The following is a 17,088-nucleotide window of genomic DNA, read 5'->3' as shown; positions in this document are numbered from 1 at the left end:
CCCACTTTTATTCCGACCTAGTACTTATTCCTTTCGCCCTTGCTGGTGCGCACCCTGGTGAATTCCTTTGCTGATGAATTCTTTCCGGCGTTATCAAAATAATCCTTCAGCAGCGCTATTCCAAGTCCAGCAAAAAGGCCAACCACGGCAGCGATCACCATCGATACAACCATATTCGGAAAAATCTTTTCCGGCTTTGTCTGATTGCCCTTTCCTTCGAGGATATGGACAACATCGACCTCGGTGACTTCCTTGAATTCAACGGCAGACGATTCAGCAATCTCATTTGCGATTTCCCTCGCCAGGTCCGGACTCTTATCGTGGACTGCCAAAGTCACGACCAAAGAGTTTTTATTATTTGAAATGAATAAGTGATCCTGGACCTCCTTGACTGTACGCTTCAGCTCTAGTTTTGAAATGACAGGCTCAAGTACCGCCGAGCTTTCAACCAAATCTATATACGTTTGAATTAGCTGTTCATTTGTAATTGGGTCTACATATGAAGAGGAAGTATTGATGTTTCCAATTAAAATTTGCTTTTTATACTGATGGACAGGATTTAAGACAAACTGCAGCAATATCAAAGCCAGGAGGACGATGCTAAAAAACGCAACAGCAATCAGCTTCACTCTCTGTTTCAGCACCCCTAATAGTTCTATGATTGACAAACAAAATTCCCCCTTCCACGTTCATATGACTGTATTATTTATATCGATTTTCAAGAAAAAGGTTCCTTTTTACTGCCCAGGCATACAGCGGCTGTTACCAAATTCCCATGTCGAGCATAAACTATTTTTCGAGATATCTTTTTTAAAATGAGGATGAATCTAATGAATCTATTATTTATAACAGACTTCCTGGATACGGGGGGTGCCGAGAGATATTTTGTTAAGTGCGAGAATTTGATTCCTGACGAAAAGCTGCAGATTTATACCGCTGCCAGGAAAGGCTCATTTGTCCAATACTTAAGCAATCCAGCCAACTTTACGGCAATTAGCGGCAACCCCATTATGAACCTTTTCATATTGTTCTGGCTAATCGTGAATAAAGACATTTCAGCCATCCATGCCAACAGCCTGAGAATGCTGTTTCACGCCCTTCTTTTAAAATGCTGCTTCCCTCGGATAAAGCTGATTTATACGAAGCATAATGTGACACTGCTGGATCATCATTTTCCATCCTTGCTTGTGGTTCTTTTAAAATACTTTGTGGAAAGAACGATCACTGTTTATCGTGCCCAGGCAGATGAACTGGCCATAATGGGTGTCCCGGCGGCAAAAATCAAGACCATTTATAACGGGGTGGATCTGCAGCAGTTCCAATATGTGAACAGCAGGGAAAATCGAGGCAAAAAGACGGTCGGAATCCTCGGCAGAATCTCTCCGGAAAAGAACATTCCCTTCTTCTTGGAGATCGCCGAAAAGCTGGATGAAGAGAGCTATGAATTCGTTATTGCCGGGGATGGGCCGGACTGGGGGAGAATACAGCAGAGAATCAAACAGGCTGTAATGGAGAACAGAGTCCGTATGCTCGGGGATATCAGCAACCCGGATGCTTTTCTGGCATCAATTGACGTCTTTGTCCTGACATCCTTTCGGGAGGCTTTCCCAATGAGCATCCTCGAGGCATTCGCGGTTGGCACCCCGGTAGTGACAATTGATGTCGGGGGAATCAGCGAAGCAGTTGTCGATGAGAAAACAGGAATCCTTATTGGGACGCATTCAGCGGATCAATTTGCCTCAAAGATTACCGAGCTATTGATGGATAAAGAGAAGGCAGAACGGCTTCGGGCAGCTGCAAGAAAAGCAGCTGAATCCAAATTCAATCTACAGACGATGACCCATGAAACAAAGCAAGTGTACCTGGAAGTACTCGAGGAGAGGAGGATGTAAATGGGAACAAGTAAAATTTCGGTCATCATTCCCGTATACAATGAAGAAAAGTATATATCAGAAGTGATCGAGAGCATGAATGACCAATCATGGGACGGCCCGATTGAAATCATCATTGTCGACGGTCATTCAACTGACAGGACGAGGGATGTGATTCTAAAGCTAGCACAAAACCTGAAGGCCAACCGGGAAATCAGATTGCTGACCAACCCGCACAGGGCGATTCCCCAATCGCTGAATATGGCATGTGAAGCTGCATCTTCTCATATCATCGTCCGGATCGACGGGCATACAAAGGCACCGAAAAACTACCTTTCCGAAGCAGTCAAAACCCTGGAATCTATTGGCTTTAACGGTATAGCCGGCGGAAGGCTCCGGATTTCTCCAGGTTCAGGCACGCTAGTATCCACCGCTATTTCCACTGCGGTCTGCCATCCATTCGGCATTGGCAATGCTTCATACCGGACCTTTCAGGGACATGAAATGTTGGAGACTGATACGGTTCCCTTTGGCGCTTTTACAAAGGAAACATGGCAGCTCTTAGGTGGATATGACGAAGAGCTCTTGGGTGATGAAGATTATGATTTCTGCCTCAGAGCCCGGGCAATTGGCCTGAAGATCATCCTGAATCCTGCGATTATCCTTGATTATTACTCTCGTCCAACTTACATGGATTTATGGGAGCAATACTATCGCTACGGCTATTGGACAACCCGAACCTTCGTTAAGCACAAAAAGCTTCCTGCCTTCCGCAAATGCATCCCTTTCTTATTCACGGCAACTCTAGTATTCTTTGCTGCCTTCATACCAATTCTATTTTGCCTCCAGTTCATTCTGTACCTGGCCGCAGCAGCATTTTTTGCTGTTAAAGCGAGCAGGACTATTAAGAAACCAAAAATCCTTTTCATTTTATGCCTTCTGCTGTCTTTCCCAACCCTTCATTTTTCTTATGGATTCGGCAACATGTTTGGAATAGCAAGCTTGATCCTAAAAAACAGGAGTTGATGTTATGAAAGTTCTGGTAACAGGCGGCGCCGGTTTCATTGGCTCTACCATAGCAGAGGAACTGCTTAAGGCAGGGCATGAGGTGTTCATTGTCGATAACCTTTCAACTGGAAAAAGAGAGTACGTACCAGCCCGAGCTGCTTTCTTCCCTGTTGACCTGCTGGATAGCGGCGATCTTGCTGTCGTTTTCAAGCTGGTCCGTCCCGATGTGGTAATCCACCAGGCAGCCCAGATCAGTGTCCAAAAATCGCTGGAGGACCCGCGCAATGACGCTGATATCAATATTGCCGGCACCCTTTCCCTTCTGAAATTATGTCAACAATACAAGACAGGAAAAATCATCTTTGCATCATCCGCAGCTGTATATGGCAACCCTCAATACATTGGAGTGGATGAAAGCCATCCATTGCAACCAGAATCATTTTACGGACTTTCAAAGTTAACCGCAGAGCATTATATCAGGATGTTCTCCACTCTTTTCGGGGTCGATTATAGCATTCTTCGCTACGCTAATGTATTTGGCCCAAAACAGGACCCCCTTGGTGAAGGTGGTGTCATTTCAATTTTCATGGACCGGCTTGTTCAGGGAAAGCCGCTTTCCATTTATGGCGATGGCGAGCAAACCCGTGACTTTATTTATGTAAAAGATATCGCAGCTGCCAATCTGGCGGCACTGGCAGCCGGCAGTAAATCTACGTTCAATATCGGGACTAATACTCAAACCTCTCTTAATACGCTAGTGAGACGCTTAGAGGCGATCTCCAGCTCAAGATTAGTTGTTTCATATGAAGCATTGCGTCCAGGCGACATTCTCCACAGCCAGTTGGATCATACACTAGCCAGACAAGATTTGAAATGGACTCCGCAATACACCCTCGATCAAGGTTTGGCAGAGACCTTATCCTTTTATAAGCCATAAAAACAGCCCCTTGGCATCAAGGGGCTACTTCTTTTCCGATTTTATTTTGGAACATTCCCAAATCTCTTTGAAATTGTTCCGGCCAGCCAGCTTCGCAACGATCACATAAGCGGTCCGAAGCATGATTTGCAAGTCGTACATAAATGAGATATTTTCGGTGTAATAGAGATCAATTGCCAGTTTCATAGGCATGACGGCTTCAATATATTTTTGATCGGTATTTTCCCCAGTCAACAAAGACTCTCCCGATGTATAGTAATAAAGGCTTCCCGGGCTCGTCAAGCCGGGCAGGACTTCAAGAGTCCTTAATTGCTCTTCCGTATAGTCCCTTTCCACGATAACAGGGTCCTCTGGACGCGGACCCACGATTGACATGTCTCCCAACAGTACATTCAACAGCTGGGGCAGTTCATCCACCTTCGCTTTTCGAAGGATTGCGCCGAAGGAGAAGATTCTTGGATCACCCACGCTGGTGACCAGTCTTTTTTCTGCCTGAAGAACATGCATCGTCCTGAATTTATACATGGTAAATGGTTCCCCTCCCAGCCCGATTCTTTTCGCTTTGTAAAATACAGGGCCGGGGCTTGTTAATTTTATCCCGGCAGCAGCCAAAATTAAAACGGGGATTAACAGAGCAAGGGCAACAATCGACACAGTGAGATCCAGAATCCTTTTCAGCATAGCTGTTTCACCTTCTCACTTCTTATACTGATCTGCCAGTTTTAATACCTGCTCAATCACATACTCCACCTGCTTTTCGGTCATCCCCGGAAATAAAGGAAGCGAAATGACTCCTTCGTAGGCCTCCAATGTGTGCGGGTAGTCAGTAATTTTATAACCTAGCTTTTTATAGTACGGATGGATTGGGATCGGGATGAAATGCACACTTGTGCCAATTCCCGCTTCCTTCAGCTTCTCGATGAATTCATCCCGGCCAATTTTCAGGGTGTCTCCCTTCAATCTGACAGGATACAGATGCCAGGCGTGGCGGTGCTTTGGATCATCATGCGGGACCAGCAGCTGCTCAACCTTCGAAAATGAAGTCTGGTATTGATCAGCTATCTTTTTTCTCAAAGTCTGCATTTCTTCTAATTTTCCAAGCTGGACGATTCCGAACGATGCCTGAATATCTGTCATATTGTATTTGTATCCTGGACTTTCAATCTCGTAAAACCACGTTCCTTTATCAGAATAGCGGTTCCAGGCATTCTTGCTCATTCCATGCAGGCTAAGGATTTGAAGCTCATTCATGAGCTCATCATCATTTGACGTAATCATCCCGCCCTCACCTGTGCAAAGGTTCTTCGTGGCGTAAAAGCTGAAACTGGTTATATCGCCTATGCTTCCGATAAAACGATCATGATACTTTGTGTAAACCGCATGGGCAGCATCCTCGATCACCTTAATATTATGGCGCCTGGCAATTTCCATGATCCGGTCCATTTCACACGGAAAACCCGCAAAATGGACCGGTACGATCGCTTTTGTTTTTGGAGTTATTGCTTTTTCAATTTCCTGAGGGTCAATGTTCATGGTCAGGGGATCAATGTCTGCAAGTACGGGTTCTGCACCACAATGGAGAATCGTATTTACTGTTGCCGCAAAAGTATAAGGGGTGGTGATAACTTGGTCTCCTTCTCCAATGCCAAGGACTTTCTGGGCGAGGTGCAGGCCTGCCGTACAGGAACTCAGGCCCAGAGCATGTTTACTTCCTACATATTGGGCAAACTTCCCTTCGAAATCCTTCGTCCGCTGGCCCTTGGTCAGCCAATTTGACTGAATTGCCGAAGTGACCTCATCAATTTCTTCCTGGCCAATGTAAGGGGTATAAAAGGGAACCTTCACAAAAAGCCTCCTTTCTCTGGTTGGTCACAGTGTCATGGCAGGAAACTTACTGGGGATAAAAGTGCGGCTGTTATCTGTTTGGTTGATAGGTTGGAACAATCGACTTAAGAACCGGCAGCAGAAGGTCTGGGTCCTCTATTTCCTGTTTTGCCAGATCTTCAAGCTGATGCAGTTTTCTAAAAAAGTCAGGGTCGATGACCGAGACATTTTTTGCTTTGTATATTAAATGATGCTCTGTATCCATTACTTCTTCCTCAGCTGTCAGTAATTCTTCATAGAGCTTCTCTCCCGGACGGATGCCGGTGTACTTCAGCTCGATATCGATACCCGGCTCGAGCCCGGACAGGGAGATCAAGGTCTCGGCCAAATGCTTGATTTTTACTGGCTCACCCATATCCAGAAGGAAAAGCTCTCCTCCTTTAACAAAGGCACCAGCCTGGATGACCAGCTGCACGGCCTCGGGAATGGTCATGAAATACCTGACCATGTCAGGATGTGTCAGCGTCACCGGACCACCTTCTCTGATTTGTTTTTTGAACAAGGGCACAACGCTGCCACGGCTTCCCAATACATTGCCGAAGCGCACAATACAAAAATTAGCAGCGCTTTTTTCATCCATGGCCTGGATGATCATTTCAGCCGCTCTTTTCGTGGCTCCCATGATACTCGTCGGCCTTACAGCTTTATCTGTTGAAATCTGTACAAAACGTTCTGCTCCGCTAGTATCGGCTGCTTCCGCTAAATTTCTCGTGCCAAGAATATTATTCTTGATCGCTTCCAGGGGATTCTCTTCCATAATCGGAACATGCTTGTGCGCTGCCGCATGGAAAATAATCTGCGGCTTATATTTCTTGAAAATGCTGTTCACTCTTTTTTGATCCTGGATATCGCAAATCAGCCCTATAAGAGGGAAATCAGGATTTTTTTGCATTAATTCACTCTTAACCTGGTAAATGCTGTTTTCTCCGTGGCCTAATAGAATCAGCTCCTTCAATTTGAACCGTGTGAGCTGGCGGCATAATTCCGACCCGATCGATCCGCCCGCACCTGTGACCAAAACCGTCTTAAATTCAAGGTATTCTGCTATTCCTTCCAGATCAAGAATACTAGGATCCCTGCCCAGTAAATCCTCAACCTCCACATCCCTGATCCTGTTGACCGAAACTTTGCCGTCGATAATATCGCTGACACGAGGCAGGATTTTCACATTGCATTTTGTCTTCCTGCAAATATTCACGACCTCTGCTATTTCATGCTTGGGAGCAGAAGGCATCGCGATAACGATCGTATGAACCTGGTATTGCTCGGCAGCCAGAGGGATATCCTCCCTGCCACCCACGATCGGGATGCCAAAAACCCTCATCCTCTGCTTCGAAGAATTGTCATCGATCATGGCTACTGGCAGCAATGTTTTCCGATAGTTTTTAAGCTCCTTAACAACAAGCATTCCCGCATCCCCCGCACCAACGATCAACGCCCTTTCCCTTTCCAGGCTGATTGGATATTTTGACTCATGTCTATACCTGAATATAAAGCGTGAGGTGAATATACCAGTCAATATAAATAACCAGAAAAGCAAATAAACAACAGGTGAAATATGGCTTATGACCCGAAGGTTTTCAAGGAGGAACTGGATTAAAAAAGAGATGATAACCGCAAGAGAAACAGCCTTAAAGACAAGCATTGCTTCGATAATGCTCGCATATTTCCACAGCCTGTGATAAACCTTATATAAAATAAAGGCCAGCAGGCACGCTGGAAGAACAATCAACAAGCTTTGAAAGATGCTGTAACCATCTAAGCGTGTCGTATTCCCTTCCATTAATATATAAAAGCTCACTACGACTGACAGGGAAATAATGACCATATCACTGATTAAAAACATCAATCGTCTTCTTTGCTTACGCATCTTTTTACCCTCTTCTATAAAAACTTTTATCATAACCCCTCCTGCAATATTACCGTTCACTTCCTTCTTTAAGGGAATATCTTCCTATACACATTAGGATATTGACCTATGCGCCCATTTGCTACTGTAATCTGATAATTAATTGATTTATTTTAATTCTTACATTCGAAATACCATAGAGGACTCCTGACCTACAATTCAATTCGATTTACTCATGTTAAGGATGCTCACGGATGCCGGTATTATTTTAACCAGGGAGAAATACCTGGCCAGCCGCAGGGAGGTGGACATAAAAAAACCTCCCCAAACTGGGAAGGCAATCTATTTATTATGAAGTTGAATCTCCCCTTTTCTCCCACACAAGAGAAAATGTCGTTCCAGTACGGTTGCTTTCTTTTAAAATCAAGTCTGCCCCCAATGACCGGGCGAGCATTTTACTGAAAGACAGGCCGAGGCCAAGGCCCCTGACCTTGAGCTTTTTCTTCTCGCCGCGGAAGAAACGTTCAAACACTAATGCCTGCTCAGCTTTTGGTATGCCGGATCCTGTGTCTTTTACATCAATTCTTCCCTCTGAAAGCTGGAGGGTAATAGTGCCTTTGTCACCGATTGCCTGATAGGAGTTATTCAGCAAGTTTATCAGGATTTGCTGCAAACGCAAAGGATCCGTCATAGCTCGTATGGTGTGGCCGGGAGTGATGACCTTCAGATCAACAGGTTCAGTCTGAGTCAACTGCCATTGCCGCCCAATGTCCTCAACGAGTTTGTTCAAATCACAATTCTCCTCTCGGACCCTGAACGCGCCGGCTGCAAGTGAATTGAATTCCAGCAGGTCAGAAATCATGGTTTGCAATCTATTGATTTCTTTTAGCGTGATGTCGAGAAACTCCTGGCGCTCCTCCCCTGTTACAACCCCATCCCGGACCGCCTGGACGAGACCGCTGATCGAGGTGACAGGTGTTTTCAAATCATGTGTCACTCCAGCCAGCAATTCAGCACGCATTTGCTCGAGCTGGGTCAGTCGGCTGGTCATTTCTTTAAAGGAAGTAATAAGTTCGTAAATTTCAAGTTCCTTCTGATCCGAATCAAGCTTGATGTCATAATCCCCTTCACGCACCTGGGCCGCTGCCGCCGCTACATTCTGGATTGGTTTCAATATTCTTTTGGTGAGAAGATAAATGACAATCCATCCAAGCAAGCCAAGTCCCATCAATAAAATGAGCAGCAAACGGTATTCCTGGTCAACGTTAGTCAAGTCGCCAGCGTTTTGCATCACGATGACCCATCCGGCTTGAAGCTGATTCATGGTAATCGGCGCCTTAACCGCATATATATTTGTTCCATTCTCAGTGAATCTCTTAATACTGTCATCATTTGCAATGATTTCTGAGGGAACTTTTCCTGAAAAATGACGGGGCCCCCATCCGCCATGCATCGGACCGGTGTTCAGTACGTTCCCTTCCATATCAGTAATCATAAGCAGTGGCTGATTTTCCATTTCGAAGAATCTGGTCCGGTCACCCATCCTTTTGTCAAAACCGCCGAAATCACTGGACTGCGCGACCCGGTCGGCAGTTTCTACAGCCATGTACTCCATTAACTTCAATCGGTTTTCCAGTGTGGTTTCCTTTATCCACCACACAGAACCGGCACCGAGCAAAAGCAGCCCGACAATCAAGGTCAGAAGATATCTGGTTGTCCAATATCTCAATAATGGAACGTGCTTTTTATTTTTCGTAAACACTGAACTGATACCCCAATCCTCTTAATGTCCTGATTTCTCCCTGTGACGCCGGCCACTCTGCCAGTGAATGGCGAATTCTTTTTATCGAGAGATCTACCGCGCGATCGCTTCCGTCATAATCCATTCCCCAAACACTTTCGATCAAATCTTCCCTTGTGAAGGTCCGGTTTGGCCGCTCCGCCAGGAAAATCAGCAAACTGAGATCTTTGGGCGTCAAAACCACTTTTTCGCCATTGACCGTTACGACATGTGAATCCATATTGATTTTCAGGCTGCCAAACTGTTTTGTATTATCCGTATCCAGGACATTCGAAGAACGGCGCAGCACGGCATTTATTCTGGCAACTACCTCTTCGCCAACAAACGGCTTTGAAATATAATCGTCTGCTCCCTGGTTCAGCCCTTTTAAGCGATAGTCAATGTCCCCAAGGGCAGTCAGCATGATGACCGGACAGGAGCTGATTTTGCGAATTTCCTTCAGAACATCCCAGCCGTTCATTTCCGGAAGCATCACATCCAGAAGCACAAGATCAGGCTGGTTCTGAGTGAATAAATGGAGGCCTTCTTTTCCATCGAAGGCCTGTACGATTTCATAGCCTTCATGCTTCAGGTAAACCGCCAGCACTCTAGAGATTGTTTGTTCATCTTCTACGATTAATATGCTTTTCATCGTCGCCCCTCCCATTATCATCAACAAGTCCCAATGGCTGAACTGGATCATTCCCGGTGACTTTTCTATTCTAATCTTACAAGAAAATCCCCCGCTTGTACCGGGGGATTATGACGATATATTTAAATTAAAACCCGCGTCCGCCGCCGTTTTGGTGCATGCCGCCACGACCGCCTTCACCGCCGAAACCGCTTTGTCCCATACCGCCTTTGCCGCCGCCATGTCCAACACCATTGCCTTTTCCGAAACCTTCACCATTTCCCATGCCATTGCCCTTTCCGAAACCTCCGCCATGTCCAAAGCCCATTCCATGGCGCCCTAAGCCATCCTCAAACAACTCATCAAGTTTGGCAGCATCCTTGGCCTGAATTTCTTCCATCAGTTGGCGTGTATCTTTATCAGCAGTGGATATTCCAAGTTCTTTGGCCAGGTTCAGGACTTTCTTTTCCTGTACTTCCTGGGCAATTTCGCCGATTGTTTTCCCGTCAATCGTGATGTTCAGCTCTTTTGCGTCTGCTTTTACTTTGGCAGACTGGACCTCCTGCGTAATTTCACGGATATCCTTGCCGTCTACTGTAATCCCATATTTCTTTGCCTCTTTGTTTATATATGCAATATGAACTTCCTGCTGCAGTGTCAGAAGGTCTTTGCCCTCAGTGGAAACGCCAAGCTCCTTGGCTTTTTTATTCAAGTTCGCTGTGCGGATTTCTTCCATTAGAGTCTGAGCATCCTTGTTGTCTGTTGAGATGCCGAGTTCTTTCGCTTTATTTTTAAGGTTCTCTAAGCGGATCGCATCATGAAGTGCTGCTGCATCCTTCCCAGCGGTCGAGACACCCAAACCCTTCGCTCTCTCCTTAATGTTGGCCAGTTGAACTTCCTCAGCCAGCGTTGCGATATCCTTGCCCTCTGTCTTGATTCCCAATTCTTTTGCTTCATTTTTAAGTGTAGTTTCGCGAATTTCACCCATCAATGTTTGAGCATCTTTTCCTGAGGTACTGATGCCAAGGTCTTTTGCTCTCTCAAGCAGAACTTCTGAGTTCCCTCCGTAAAATCCTTTATGGCCAAAACCTTTACCAAAAAAACCTTTGACAGTGGCGGCAGCTGTACTTGTCGTACTGTCGTCATTAGCCAGAGAAGTAGTTGCATACCCTCCAAGCAATAATGCGCCTGCGATCGTGAAGCCAATAACTGATTTCTTTTTCATATCTGACATCCTCCTGTAAATCATTTCTTTTTTCAGATTCAAGATGGGACATGAACCTTATACTCATACTTTACTCTGTGAATATGTCAGCAAAATGTCAGGTGAAATATTTTTAAAAATTTTTTCGATACTATAAATATAGATTGCTGCAAGGAGTTTTCAGTGATTAACATGTCAGGAAAACGTCAAAAGCAGGGAGCGGTCAAGCCGCTTCCTGCTATCATTGTAAATTCACCTTGATCGTCTTATCGGACCAGAAGCTAGGCGTGTACTGAAGCTGCAGGCCAGGATCACCTGCTGGCTGCTCAAAGGCAATCGTTCCAGTTACTTTTCCGCCTGGAGCCAGTTCTCCAGATTGGAGCGAGGTATTAGTATCGATTGTGGTGAATGCCTGGTCAAGGATTTGTCCCTGGCTGTTCGACATCTTAAAATCAAATGGATTATAAGAGATGTTTTCATCGCCGGCATTTTCGATCATAACCGTTACCACGACATACTCATGTCCATCCTTTGGCTGGTCATACTCACTGCCTGCTGACTTCTCAGCTTTCGTGACCGTCAGCACATTGTCACCTAGTTGAACCTTCTCCCCGACCGAGAATTCTTCCTTTACTGACGGCGCTTCTTCTTCGTTTTCTGCCGATGTTGAGGTTTCCACAGCTTTTTCATCTTTTTCTGCCGGAGCTGAAGTTTCCGCAGCTTTATCTACCTTGGTCACTGTTTCCTCCTCTCCTCCGCCCCCTGCTAAAGCAATGACAATAATAACTGCAATGAGCCAGAACCACCATTTTTTAAAAATTTTCATCATCATGTACTCCTTTCATTCTTTTTTCCATAATAGATTCAGAAACCATTTCATACATATTTTCAATACCTTTTTCTGAAGCCTCGAAGTTAAAGGAATTCTCAATATGGATGCCAAGGCTGTCAGCTTCTTTGGCTACATCGATATTTGCACCCATGAAGATGAATTCCCATCCGTATTTTTCCTGCTGGTGCCGAATCAGTTCTTTCACCTTTCCATAAGTGAACTCGCTGCTCGCGTTCTCCATCCCATCTGTCGTGATCACGAAGATGACTTTGCCTGGCCTGTGTTCTTCACTTGTCCTGGCGAGACGGTAGCCAACATCAAGTATCGTCTTACCCACTGCATCCAAAAGCGCAGTCATCCCGCGGACATAGTACTCATCTTCGGTCAGCTTCGCCTCCCTCGCATCAATCCCGTTCCAAAGCACTTCATATTGATCGTCAAAAAGCACCGTTGTCAGGATCGTTTCTCCTTCCAGTTCGGTCTGTTTTTTCACAAAAGCATTGAACCCGCCAACTGTGTCGCCCTCGAGTCCTGCCATCGAGCCGCTCCGGTCTAGCAAAAAAATGATTTCCGTTAAATTATTCTTCATCACTATCAACCTCCTAAGCTGAATCTGATATAATCATATCTAGAATCATCCATATTTTGGTCGCCTGTTAAGCGACATTTTAAGGAGGCTGGCCACATGCTGGATAAAATGCTATTGGAAGAACTGCAGCAGTATATAGATCGTAATTTAAGCTATGTCGTTTGTGAAAAGTCAATGGGCCCAATCGAGGATTATGTCCTTGAAAGCATTTCACCGCTGGAGATTGAAAGCTTCATTGCAGAGAAACGGAAGCCGACTCTGCAGAAGGTACTGTTTGGCTTTATAGATAAAAAAGGCTGCAAGGATTCCGAGGTGTATAAGAAAGCTGGCCTCGATCGAAGGCTTTTTTCAAAAATCCGCTCAAACCCTGAATATAAACCGAGTAAGAATACGGTCACAGCCCTTGCTTTGGCCCTTGAGCTGAACAAAAAAGAAACCGACAAGCTATTAAGCTCTGCCGGCTACTCATTGTCAGACAGTGAAACATCTGACCTTGTGATTCAGTTTTGCATTGAAAGAAAAATCTATGAAATTGACCAGGTCAACTATGCACTTGATTATTTCAGCCAAAAGCCATTAAGTGGAGTCCTATAAGTAAGGCACAAGCACAAGCGCCTTGGTCATTCGGCATAGCTTGATGCTGGCATTGTTTCATTGAAATTTATATTTTGTCTATAAAAATAGCCTGGAGGGAATGTGCCTCCAGGCTTCGTTTTAATGAATCGCCTTACCGCGCTCAAAATGGTTCATGCAAGTCAGCTCGATGATATAATCATAGTTTGCAATGGCTCTCTGAAGTTCAGTTTTTTCATCTATAGACAGGCTTGGATTTTGCATCTTATTCGCCAGCTGCATCTGTAATGCTTCTAATTGAGATTTAACTTCTTGGTAGTTCATGTCCAACACCCTTCCTTTGAAATGAAATCGCTTTCTTTATATTCTCATTATACCCCCTACACCCTTCTGGGTATCATTCGAAATATTGTGATTTTGTGAAACCTTATTATAGAAATTACAGTCATATTTAAAAGTTAGATTCTATATAAAGCCATGTTCCAGTCAGGATCATTTCCTTTTCCTGGACACCACTGGCTGAAAGGAAAATCAGCATGAAAATATTAAAAGGTCCCTATCATTCATCCCGCGAACTAATGGAGGCTATTCGAAATTTGCAGCGAAAACAGTCCACCCTGCTGATTGGTGTGGACGGCTGCGGCGGTTCTGGTAAGAGTACCCTTTCAAAAATGCTGAAGGATGATCTTCCTGATGTTACGGTTGTCCATAAGGATGATTTTTATCTCCCCTCCTTTCAGCTCATAAAAGATGTGCCTGCAAATAAACCGATTGGCGCTGATTTTGACTGGAAACGCCTTATGGCTCAGGTACTGGACCCTTTGAGCAGCGACCAGGATGGCTATTATCAGCGCTATGATTGGGACACAGATACTCTGGCGGAATTCCATACTGTCCCAGCTGGCGGAATTGTCATTATTGAAGGTGTCTATTCTACTCGCAAGGAACTTGAGGACTTCTATGACCTGAAGATCTGGGTCGATTGTCCACGCGAATTGCGGCTTGCCCGCGGTATCGAGAGAGATGGCGAGGGTGCCCGGGAGATATGGGAAGCCAATTGGATGGTAGCGGAGGATATGTATGTACAACAGCAAAAACCATCTGAGCGTGCTGACATTGTTATTAGTGGAACTAAGTAAAATCTTCAATGCGATATGATCTTTTACCCATGATGACCAAAGTAGCACAACTTTTTCTAAGATTCCCTTCTGCTTACAGTTTCAAATTCAGGTCGCATATTTCTGCATTTCAAGTATAATGAATACCATTCAGTTTATGCATATGATGATTCTTTGCGAGAATCCTATATATAAGTCGGATAATAAAAAATAAAAGAGGTTATTTCATGAGCGAAAGAAGTTTTGAGGATTATCATTTAAGCGATGAAATCAAAAGAGCACTTGGTGTGCTGAAATATGAAAGTCCCACAGAGGTCCAGGCAGAAGTGATCCCAATGGCGTTGCAAGATCAGGATCTTGTCGTTAAATCCCAGACAGGAAGCGGAAAGACGGCTTCATTCGGAATTCCCATTTGCGATATGGTTGATTGGGAGGAAAAGAATCCTCAAGCGCTGATTCTCACTCCAACCAGGGAGCTGGCTGTTCAGGTTCGTGAAGATATCACGAATATCGGACGGTTCAAAAGGATCAAGGCAATGGCCGTTTATGGCAAGGAGCCCTTCTCGAAACAGAAAGAGGAATTGAAGCAAAAAACTCATGTCGTCGTTGGTACACCTGGACGCGTCATCGACCATATTGAAAGAGGAACGCTGGTTTTGGACCAAATAAAATATCTGATCATCGATGAAGCAGATGAAATGCTTAATATGGGATTTATTGATGCAGTTGAATCCATTATAGAAGAACTTCCTCCAAATCGGGTTACGATGGTGTTTTCTGCGACTTTGCCCAAGGATGTTGAAAATCTTTGCCATAAATATATGAAGGATCCTGTCAACATCGAAATCGCTTCTACCGGTATTACGACAAATACGATTGACCATATGTTGATCGAAGTGAAAGAAGAGGAAAAGATCTCCCTTCTAAAAGATATTACGGTTGTTGAAAACCCTGACAGCTGCATCATTTTTTGCAGGACGAAGGAAAATGTTGATACAGTGTTTGCCCAGCTTGAAGAAGCAAATTATTCTTGTGAAAGACTTCATGGCGGATTGGAACAAGAAGACCGCTTTGCTGTGATGGATGGCTTCAAAATGGGGAATTTCCGCTACCTTGTGGCCACCGATGTGGCAGCAAGGGGAATTGACGTCGATAACGTTTCACTTGTCATCAACTATGATGTTCCAATGGAAAAAGAGGGCTATGTACATCGGACAGGCCGAACTGGGCGCGCCGGAAACAAAGGAAAAGCGATAACGTTTGCTACACATTATGAAGGTAAATTCATCAGGGCAATTGAACGTTACATTGGCTTTGAGATTCCTGTGGCAGAAGCCCCGAGCAAGCAGGACGTTGCAAGAAACCAGGCTGCTTTCGATGAAAAAATCAGCGGGCGCCGTGTCGTGAAAAACAACAAAACAGCCCGCATCAACCAGGATATCATGAAGCTCCATTTCAGCGGCGGCAAAAAGAAGAAGCTTCGCGCCGTCGACTTCGTTGGAACAATCGCGAAAATCCCCGGAGTAACGGCAGACGATATCGGCATCATCACGATCCACGATACAATGTCCTATGTAGATATCCTGAACGGAAAAGGCTCCCTTGTAATTCAGGCAATGGAGAATGCAACGATCAAAGGAAAGAAACTTAGAGTCAGCAAGGCCATTAAATAGAGTTCAAGAAGAAAGGACGATTATGACATCCATAATCGTCCTTAATTTTATCCTATTTTTTACATACAATAATCTCGCGTTCGAAGGTCCCTTTTCTCACGACACAGCGGTCAGCAATTTCAAAGCTGGCATCTCCGATGATAGAATCGATTGGTTCAATCGTGACGATGACCACTTTATCAGCGAATTTGTATGTACTTTGCAGCATCTCGAGCTGCTCTTCTGGCGTAATAACGGAGCACAGATTGTATGGCATATCAATAATAGCGACATCATAATGGCCCGTCACTTCACGGATGTCCCTGAATTTCACTTCCGTCGAATAACCAAAATGCGCGATGTTCTCCCTTGTACCAGGCAGTATGAGCGGATTGATATCACTGGCAACGATGTCGATGCCCATCGACAATGCTTCCACCACTACCGTTCCAATTCCGCAGCATGGGTCGATCGCTTTGACTCCAGTTGGATCAGGAACGGCAATATTGGCGACCGCTCTTGCGACACGCGTGCTTAATGAAGTTGAGTAGCTATGCGGTTTTTGCTGATGGTTCAGCCAGACCGCTTCACTGCTGTGGTATTCACCAAATACCCAGCGCCCGTTTACATTCATGATCCCAAACAGGACATCTGGATTTACGAGCTCAGGCTCTCCAGGAATTTGCAGACCCACTTCCCGTTCGATTCGGCGCCTTTCTTCAAAATCCACCTTTTCAGGACCTGCCACTTTTACATACATCACTTTAAAAGTAGAGCCTGTCAATTCTATCTTCTTCACTTGCTCAATCAGGTCCTCAAATTGCTCACTTTCAATGATGACATCCATACGTCCCCTCATAAAAGGACTTCGGCTTGGATCGATTTTCGAAGTACTCTCCAGGATGCTGGATTCTGTATCCTCCCCAAAAAACGAGCGCATCTCCAGTGCGCACAACTCTTTTTCTTCACCTGGAGATGCATAGTTGTATATAAAAAACTTAGGCTCAAAGTTAGTGACTTCCAATCAGTTCAAATCCTTCCGCTGTAAGAAAAGCGCAAGCGTCTTGCTCAGCCCCGACAAGCGTTGGAGGGCTGACCATTGAAGTCGTTCTTTGACTTCATTGGGCGGACCGAAATCAAAATGTATAGCCGACTGTCCA

At 44.9% G+C, this 17,088-nt stretch carries 17 protein-coding genes; 6 read left to right on the top strand and 11 right to left on the bottom strand.

Annotated features, from left to right (window positions below; translation table 11 throughout):
• Positions 1 to 17: 17 nt before the first annotated feature.
• On the bottom strand, positions 18 to 668 hold the full coding sequence (locus tag J7I80_RS16770; RefSeq protein ID WP_214739630.1) for a YveK family protein: 651 nt from the start codon (positions 666 to 668) through the stop codon (positions 18 to 20).
• Positions 669 to 830: 162 nt separating this feature from the next.
• Here J7I80_RS16770 and J7I80_RS16765 point away from each other — a divergent pair, with 162 nt between their 5' ends.
• Genes J7I80_RS16765 through J7I80_RS16755 form a run of 3 tightly spaced genes read left to right on the top strand, consistent with a single transcriptional unit; the run spans position 831 to position 3,816 of the window.
• Entirely contained in the window at positions 831 to 1,892 is a 1,062-nt protein-coding gene (locus tag J7I80_RS16765; RefSeq protein WP_214739629.1) for a glycosyltransferase family 4 protein, read from the top strand.
• Positions 1,893 to 2,897, top strand: coding sequence for a glycosyltransferase family 2 protein (locus J7I80_RS16760; protein WP_214739628.1), 1,005 nt, complete (start codon positions 1,893 to 1,895; stop codon positions 2,895 to 2,897). It abuts the gene before it with no gap.
• 4 nt (positions 2,898 to 2,901) lie between these two features.
• The gene (locus J7I80_RS16755; RefSeq protein WP_214739627.1) at positions 2,902 to 3,816 is read left to right on the top strand and encodes an SDR family NAD(P)-dependent oxidoreductase; all 915 of its coding nucleotides are present in this window, start codon (positions 2,902 to 2,904) and stop codon (positions 3,814 to 3,816) included.
• Between the two features lie 24 nt (positions 3,817 to 3,840).
• Here J7I80_RS16755 and J7I80_RS16750 read toward each other — a convergent pair whose 3' ends face one another.
• The 8 genes from J7I80_RS16750 to J7I80_RS16715 all read right to left on the bottom strand — a co-directional run bounded on the left by J7I80_RS16750 (position 3,841) and on the right by J7I80_RS16715 (position 12,585).
• The gene (locus J7I80_RS16750) at positions 3,841 to 4,497 is read right to left on the bottom strand and encodes a sugar transferase (RefSeq protein WP_214739625.1); all 657 of its coding nucleotides are present in this window, start codon (positions 4,495 to 4,497) and stop codon (positions 3,841 to 3,843) included.
• Positions 4,498 to 4,512: 15 nt separating this feature from the next.
• The gene (locus J7I80_RS16745; RefSeq protein WP_214739623.1) at positions 4,513 to 5,661 is read right to left on the bottom strand and encodes a DegT/DnrJ/EryC1/StrS family aminotransferase; all 1,149 of its coding nucleotides are present in this window, start codon (positions 5,659 to 5,661) and stop codon (positions 4,513 to 4,515) included.
• A gap of 70 nt (positions 5,662 to 5,731) precedes the next feature.
• Entirely contained in the window at positions 5,732 to 7,603 is a 1,872-nt protein-coding gene (locus J7I80_RS16740) for a polysaccharide biosynthesis protein (RefSeq protein WP_251027824.1), read from the bottom strand.
• Between the two features lie 295 nt (positions 7,604 to 7,898).
• On the bottom strand, positions 7,899 to 9,311 hold the full coding sequence (locus J7I80_RS16735; RefSeq protein ID WP_214739621.1) for a HAMP domain-containing sensor histidine kinase: 1,413 nt from the start codon (positions 9,309 to 9,311) through the stop codon (positions 7,899 to 7,901).
• Complete coding sequence (locus J7I80_RS16730) at positions 9,295 to 9,981, bottom strand: response regulator transcription factor (protein ID WP_214739619.1); 687 nt, start codon at positions 9,979 to 9,981, stop codon at positions 9,295 to 9,297. Before J7I80_RS16730 ends, J7I80_RS16735 begins: the two co-directional genes overlap by 17 nt.
• Positions 9,982 to 10,108: 127 nt before the next feature.
• Positions 10,109 to 11,185, bottom strand: a complete 1,077-nt coding sequence (locus tag J7I80_RS16725) for a hypothetical protein (protein WP_214739617.1) — start codon at positions 11,183 to 11,185, stop codon at positions 10,109 to 10,111.
• A gap of 220 nt (positions 11,186 to 11,405) precedes the next feature.
• Positions 11,406 to 11,990, bottom strand: a complete 585-nt coding sequence (locus J7I80_RS16720) for a DUF4352 domain-containing protein (RefSeq protein ID WP_214739615.1) — start codon at positions 11,988 to 11,990, stop codon at positions 11,406 to 11,408.
• Positions 11,977 to 12,585 (bottom strand): vWA domain-containing protein, encoded by a 609-nt coding sequence (locus tag J7I80_RS16715; RefSeq protein ID WP_214739613.1) that lies wholly within the window; start codon positions 12,583 to 12,585, stop codon positions 11,977 to 11,979. The genes J7I80_RS16720 and J7I80_RS16715 overlap by 14 nt, the downstream gene beginning before the upstream one ends.
• Before the next feature lie 96 nt (positions 12,586 to 12,681).
• On the opposite strand from J7I80_RS16715, the gene J7I80_RS16710 reads away from it, so the two are divergent.
• Positions 12,682 to 13,179: a hypothetical protein gene (locus J7I80_RS16710; RefSeq protein ID WP_214739611.1), complete on the top strand. Its 498-nt coding sequence runs from the start codon at positions 12,682 to 12,684 to the stop codon at positions 13,177 to 13,179.
• Positions 13,180 to 13,299: 120 nt separating this feature from the next.
• Here the strand turns inward: J7I80_RS16710 and J7I80_RS16705 are convergent, their stop codons facing one another.
• Positions 13,300 to 13,482, bottom strand: coding sequence for a DUF3896 family protein (locus tag J7I80_RS16705; RefSeq protein ID WP_214739609.1), 183 nt, complete (start codon positions 13,480 to 13,482; stop codon positions 13,300 to 13,302).
• Positions 13,483 to 13,736: 254 nt separating this feature from the next.
• On the opposite strand from J7I80_RS16705, the gene J7I80_RS16700 reads away from it, so the two are divergent.
• Together J7I80_RS16700 and J7I80_RS16695 are read left to right on the top strand one after the other, a co-directional pair.
• On the top strand, positions 13,737 to 14,297 hold the full coding sequence (locus tag J7I80_RS16700; protein ID WP_251027825.1) for a uridine kinase family protein: 561 nt from the start codon (positions 13,737 to 13,739) through the stop codon (positions 14,295 to 14,297).
• 206 nt (positions 14,298 to 14,503) lie between these two features.
• Positions 14,504 to 15,949: a DEAD/DEAH box helicase gene (locus J7I80_RS16695; RefSeq protein ID WP_214739605.1), complete on the top strand. Its 1,446-nt coding sequence runs from the start codon at positions 14,504 to 14,506 to the stop codon at positions 15,947 to 15,949.
• Positions 15,950 to 16,001: 52 nt separating this feature from the next.
• Here the strand turns inward: J7I80_RS16695 and J7I80_RS16690 are convergent, their stop codons facing one another.
• Positions 16,002 to 16,952 carry a TRM11 family SAM-dependent methyltransferase gene (locus tag J7I80_RS16690; RefSeq protein WP_251027823.1) on the bottom strand — a complete coding sequence of 317 codons (951 nt, stop codon included), beginning with the start codon at positions 16,950 to 16,952 and terminating at the stop codon, positions 16,002 to 16,004.
• Between the last annotated feature and the right edge of the window lie 136 nt (positions 16,953 to 17,088).

This window comes from Bacillus sp. ISL-41 (assembly GCF_018613235.1).
Lineage (GTDB): Bacteria > Bacillota > Bacilli > Bacillales > Cytobacillaceae > Mesobacillus.
The sequence above is the reverse complement of the archived record's forward strand: the minus strand, read 5'-3'. Positions and strand labels throughout refer to the sequence as shown.

Bases quoted from the DNA above. Each gene is read 5' to 3' on its own strand.
- J7I80_RS16765 (WP_214739629.1), top strand. From the start codon at position 831: ATGAATCTATTATTTATAACAGACTTCCTGGATACGGGGGGTGCCGAG.
- J7I80_RS16760 (WP_214739628.1), top strand. From the start codon at position 1,893: ATGGGAACAAGTAAAATTTCGGTCATCATTCCCGTATACAATGAAGAA.
- J7I80_RS16755 (WP_214739627.1), top strand. From the start codon at position 2,902: ATGAAAGTTCTGGTAACAGGCGGCGCCGGTTTCATTGGCTCTACCATA.
- J7I80_RS16750 (WP_214739625.1), bottom strand. From the start codon at position 4,497: ATGCTGAAAAGGATTCTGGATCTCACTGTGTCGATTGTTGCCCTTGCT.
- J7I80_RS16740 (WP_251027824.1), bottom strand. From the start codon at position 7,603: ATGATAAAAGTTTTTATAGAAGAGGGTAAAAAGATGCGTAAGCAAAGA.
- J7I80_RS16730 (WP_214739619.1), bottom strand. From the start codon at position 9,981: ATGAAAAGCATATTAATCGTAGAAGATGAACAAACAATCTCTAGAGTG.
- J7I80_RS16725 (WP_214739617.1), bottom strand. From the start codon at position 11,185: ATGAAAAAGAAATCAGTTATTGGCTTCACGATCGCAGGCGCATTATTG.
- J7I80_RS16720 (WP_214739615.1), bottom strand. From the start codon at position 11,990: ATGAAAATTTTTAAAAAATGGTGGTTCTGGCTCATTGCAGTTATTATT.
- J7I80_RS16715 (WP_214739613.1), bottom strand. From the start codon at position 12,585: ATGAAGAATAATTTAACGGAAATCATTTTTTTGCTAGACCGGAGCGGC.
- J7I80_RS16710 (WP_214739611.1), top strand. From the start codon at position 12,682: ATGCTGGATAAAATGCTATTGGAAGAACTGCAGCAGTATATAGATCGT.
- J7I80_RS16705 (WP_214739609.1), bottom strand. From the start codon at position 13,482: ATGAACTACCAAGAAGTTAAATCTCAATTAGAAGCATTACAGATGCAG.
- J7I80_RS16700 (WP_251027825.1), top strand. From the start codon at position 13,737: ATGGAGGCTATTCGAAATTTGCAGCGAAAACAGTCCACCCTGCTGATT.
- J7I80_RS16695 (WP_214739605.1), top strand. From the start codon at position 14,504: ATGAGCGAAAGAAGTTTTGAGGATTATCATTTAAGCGATGAAATCAAA.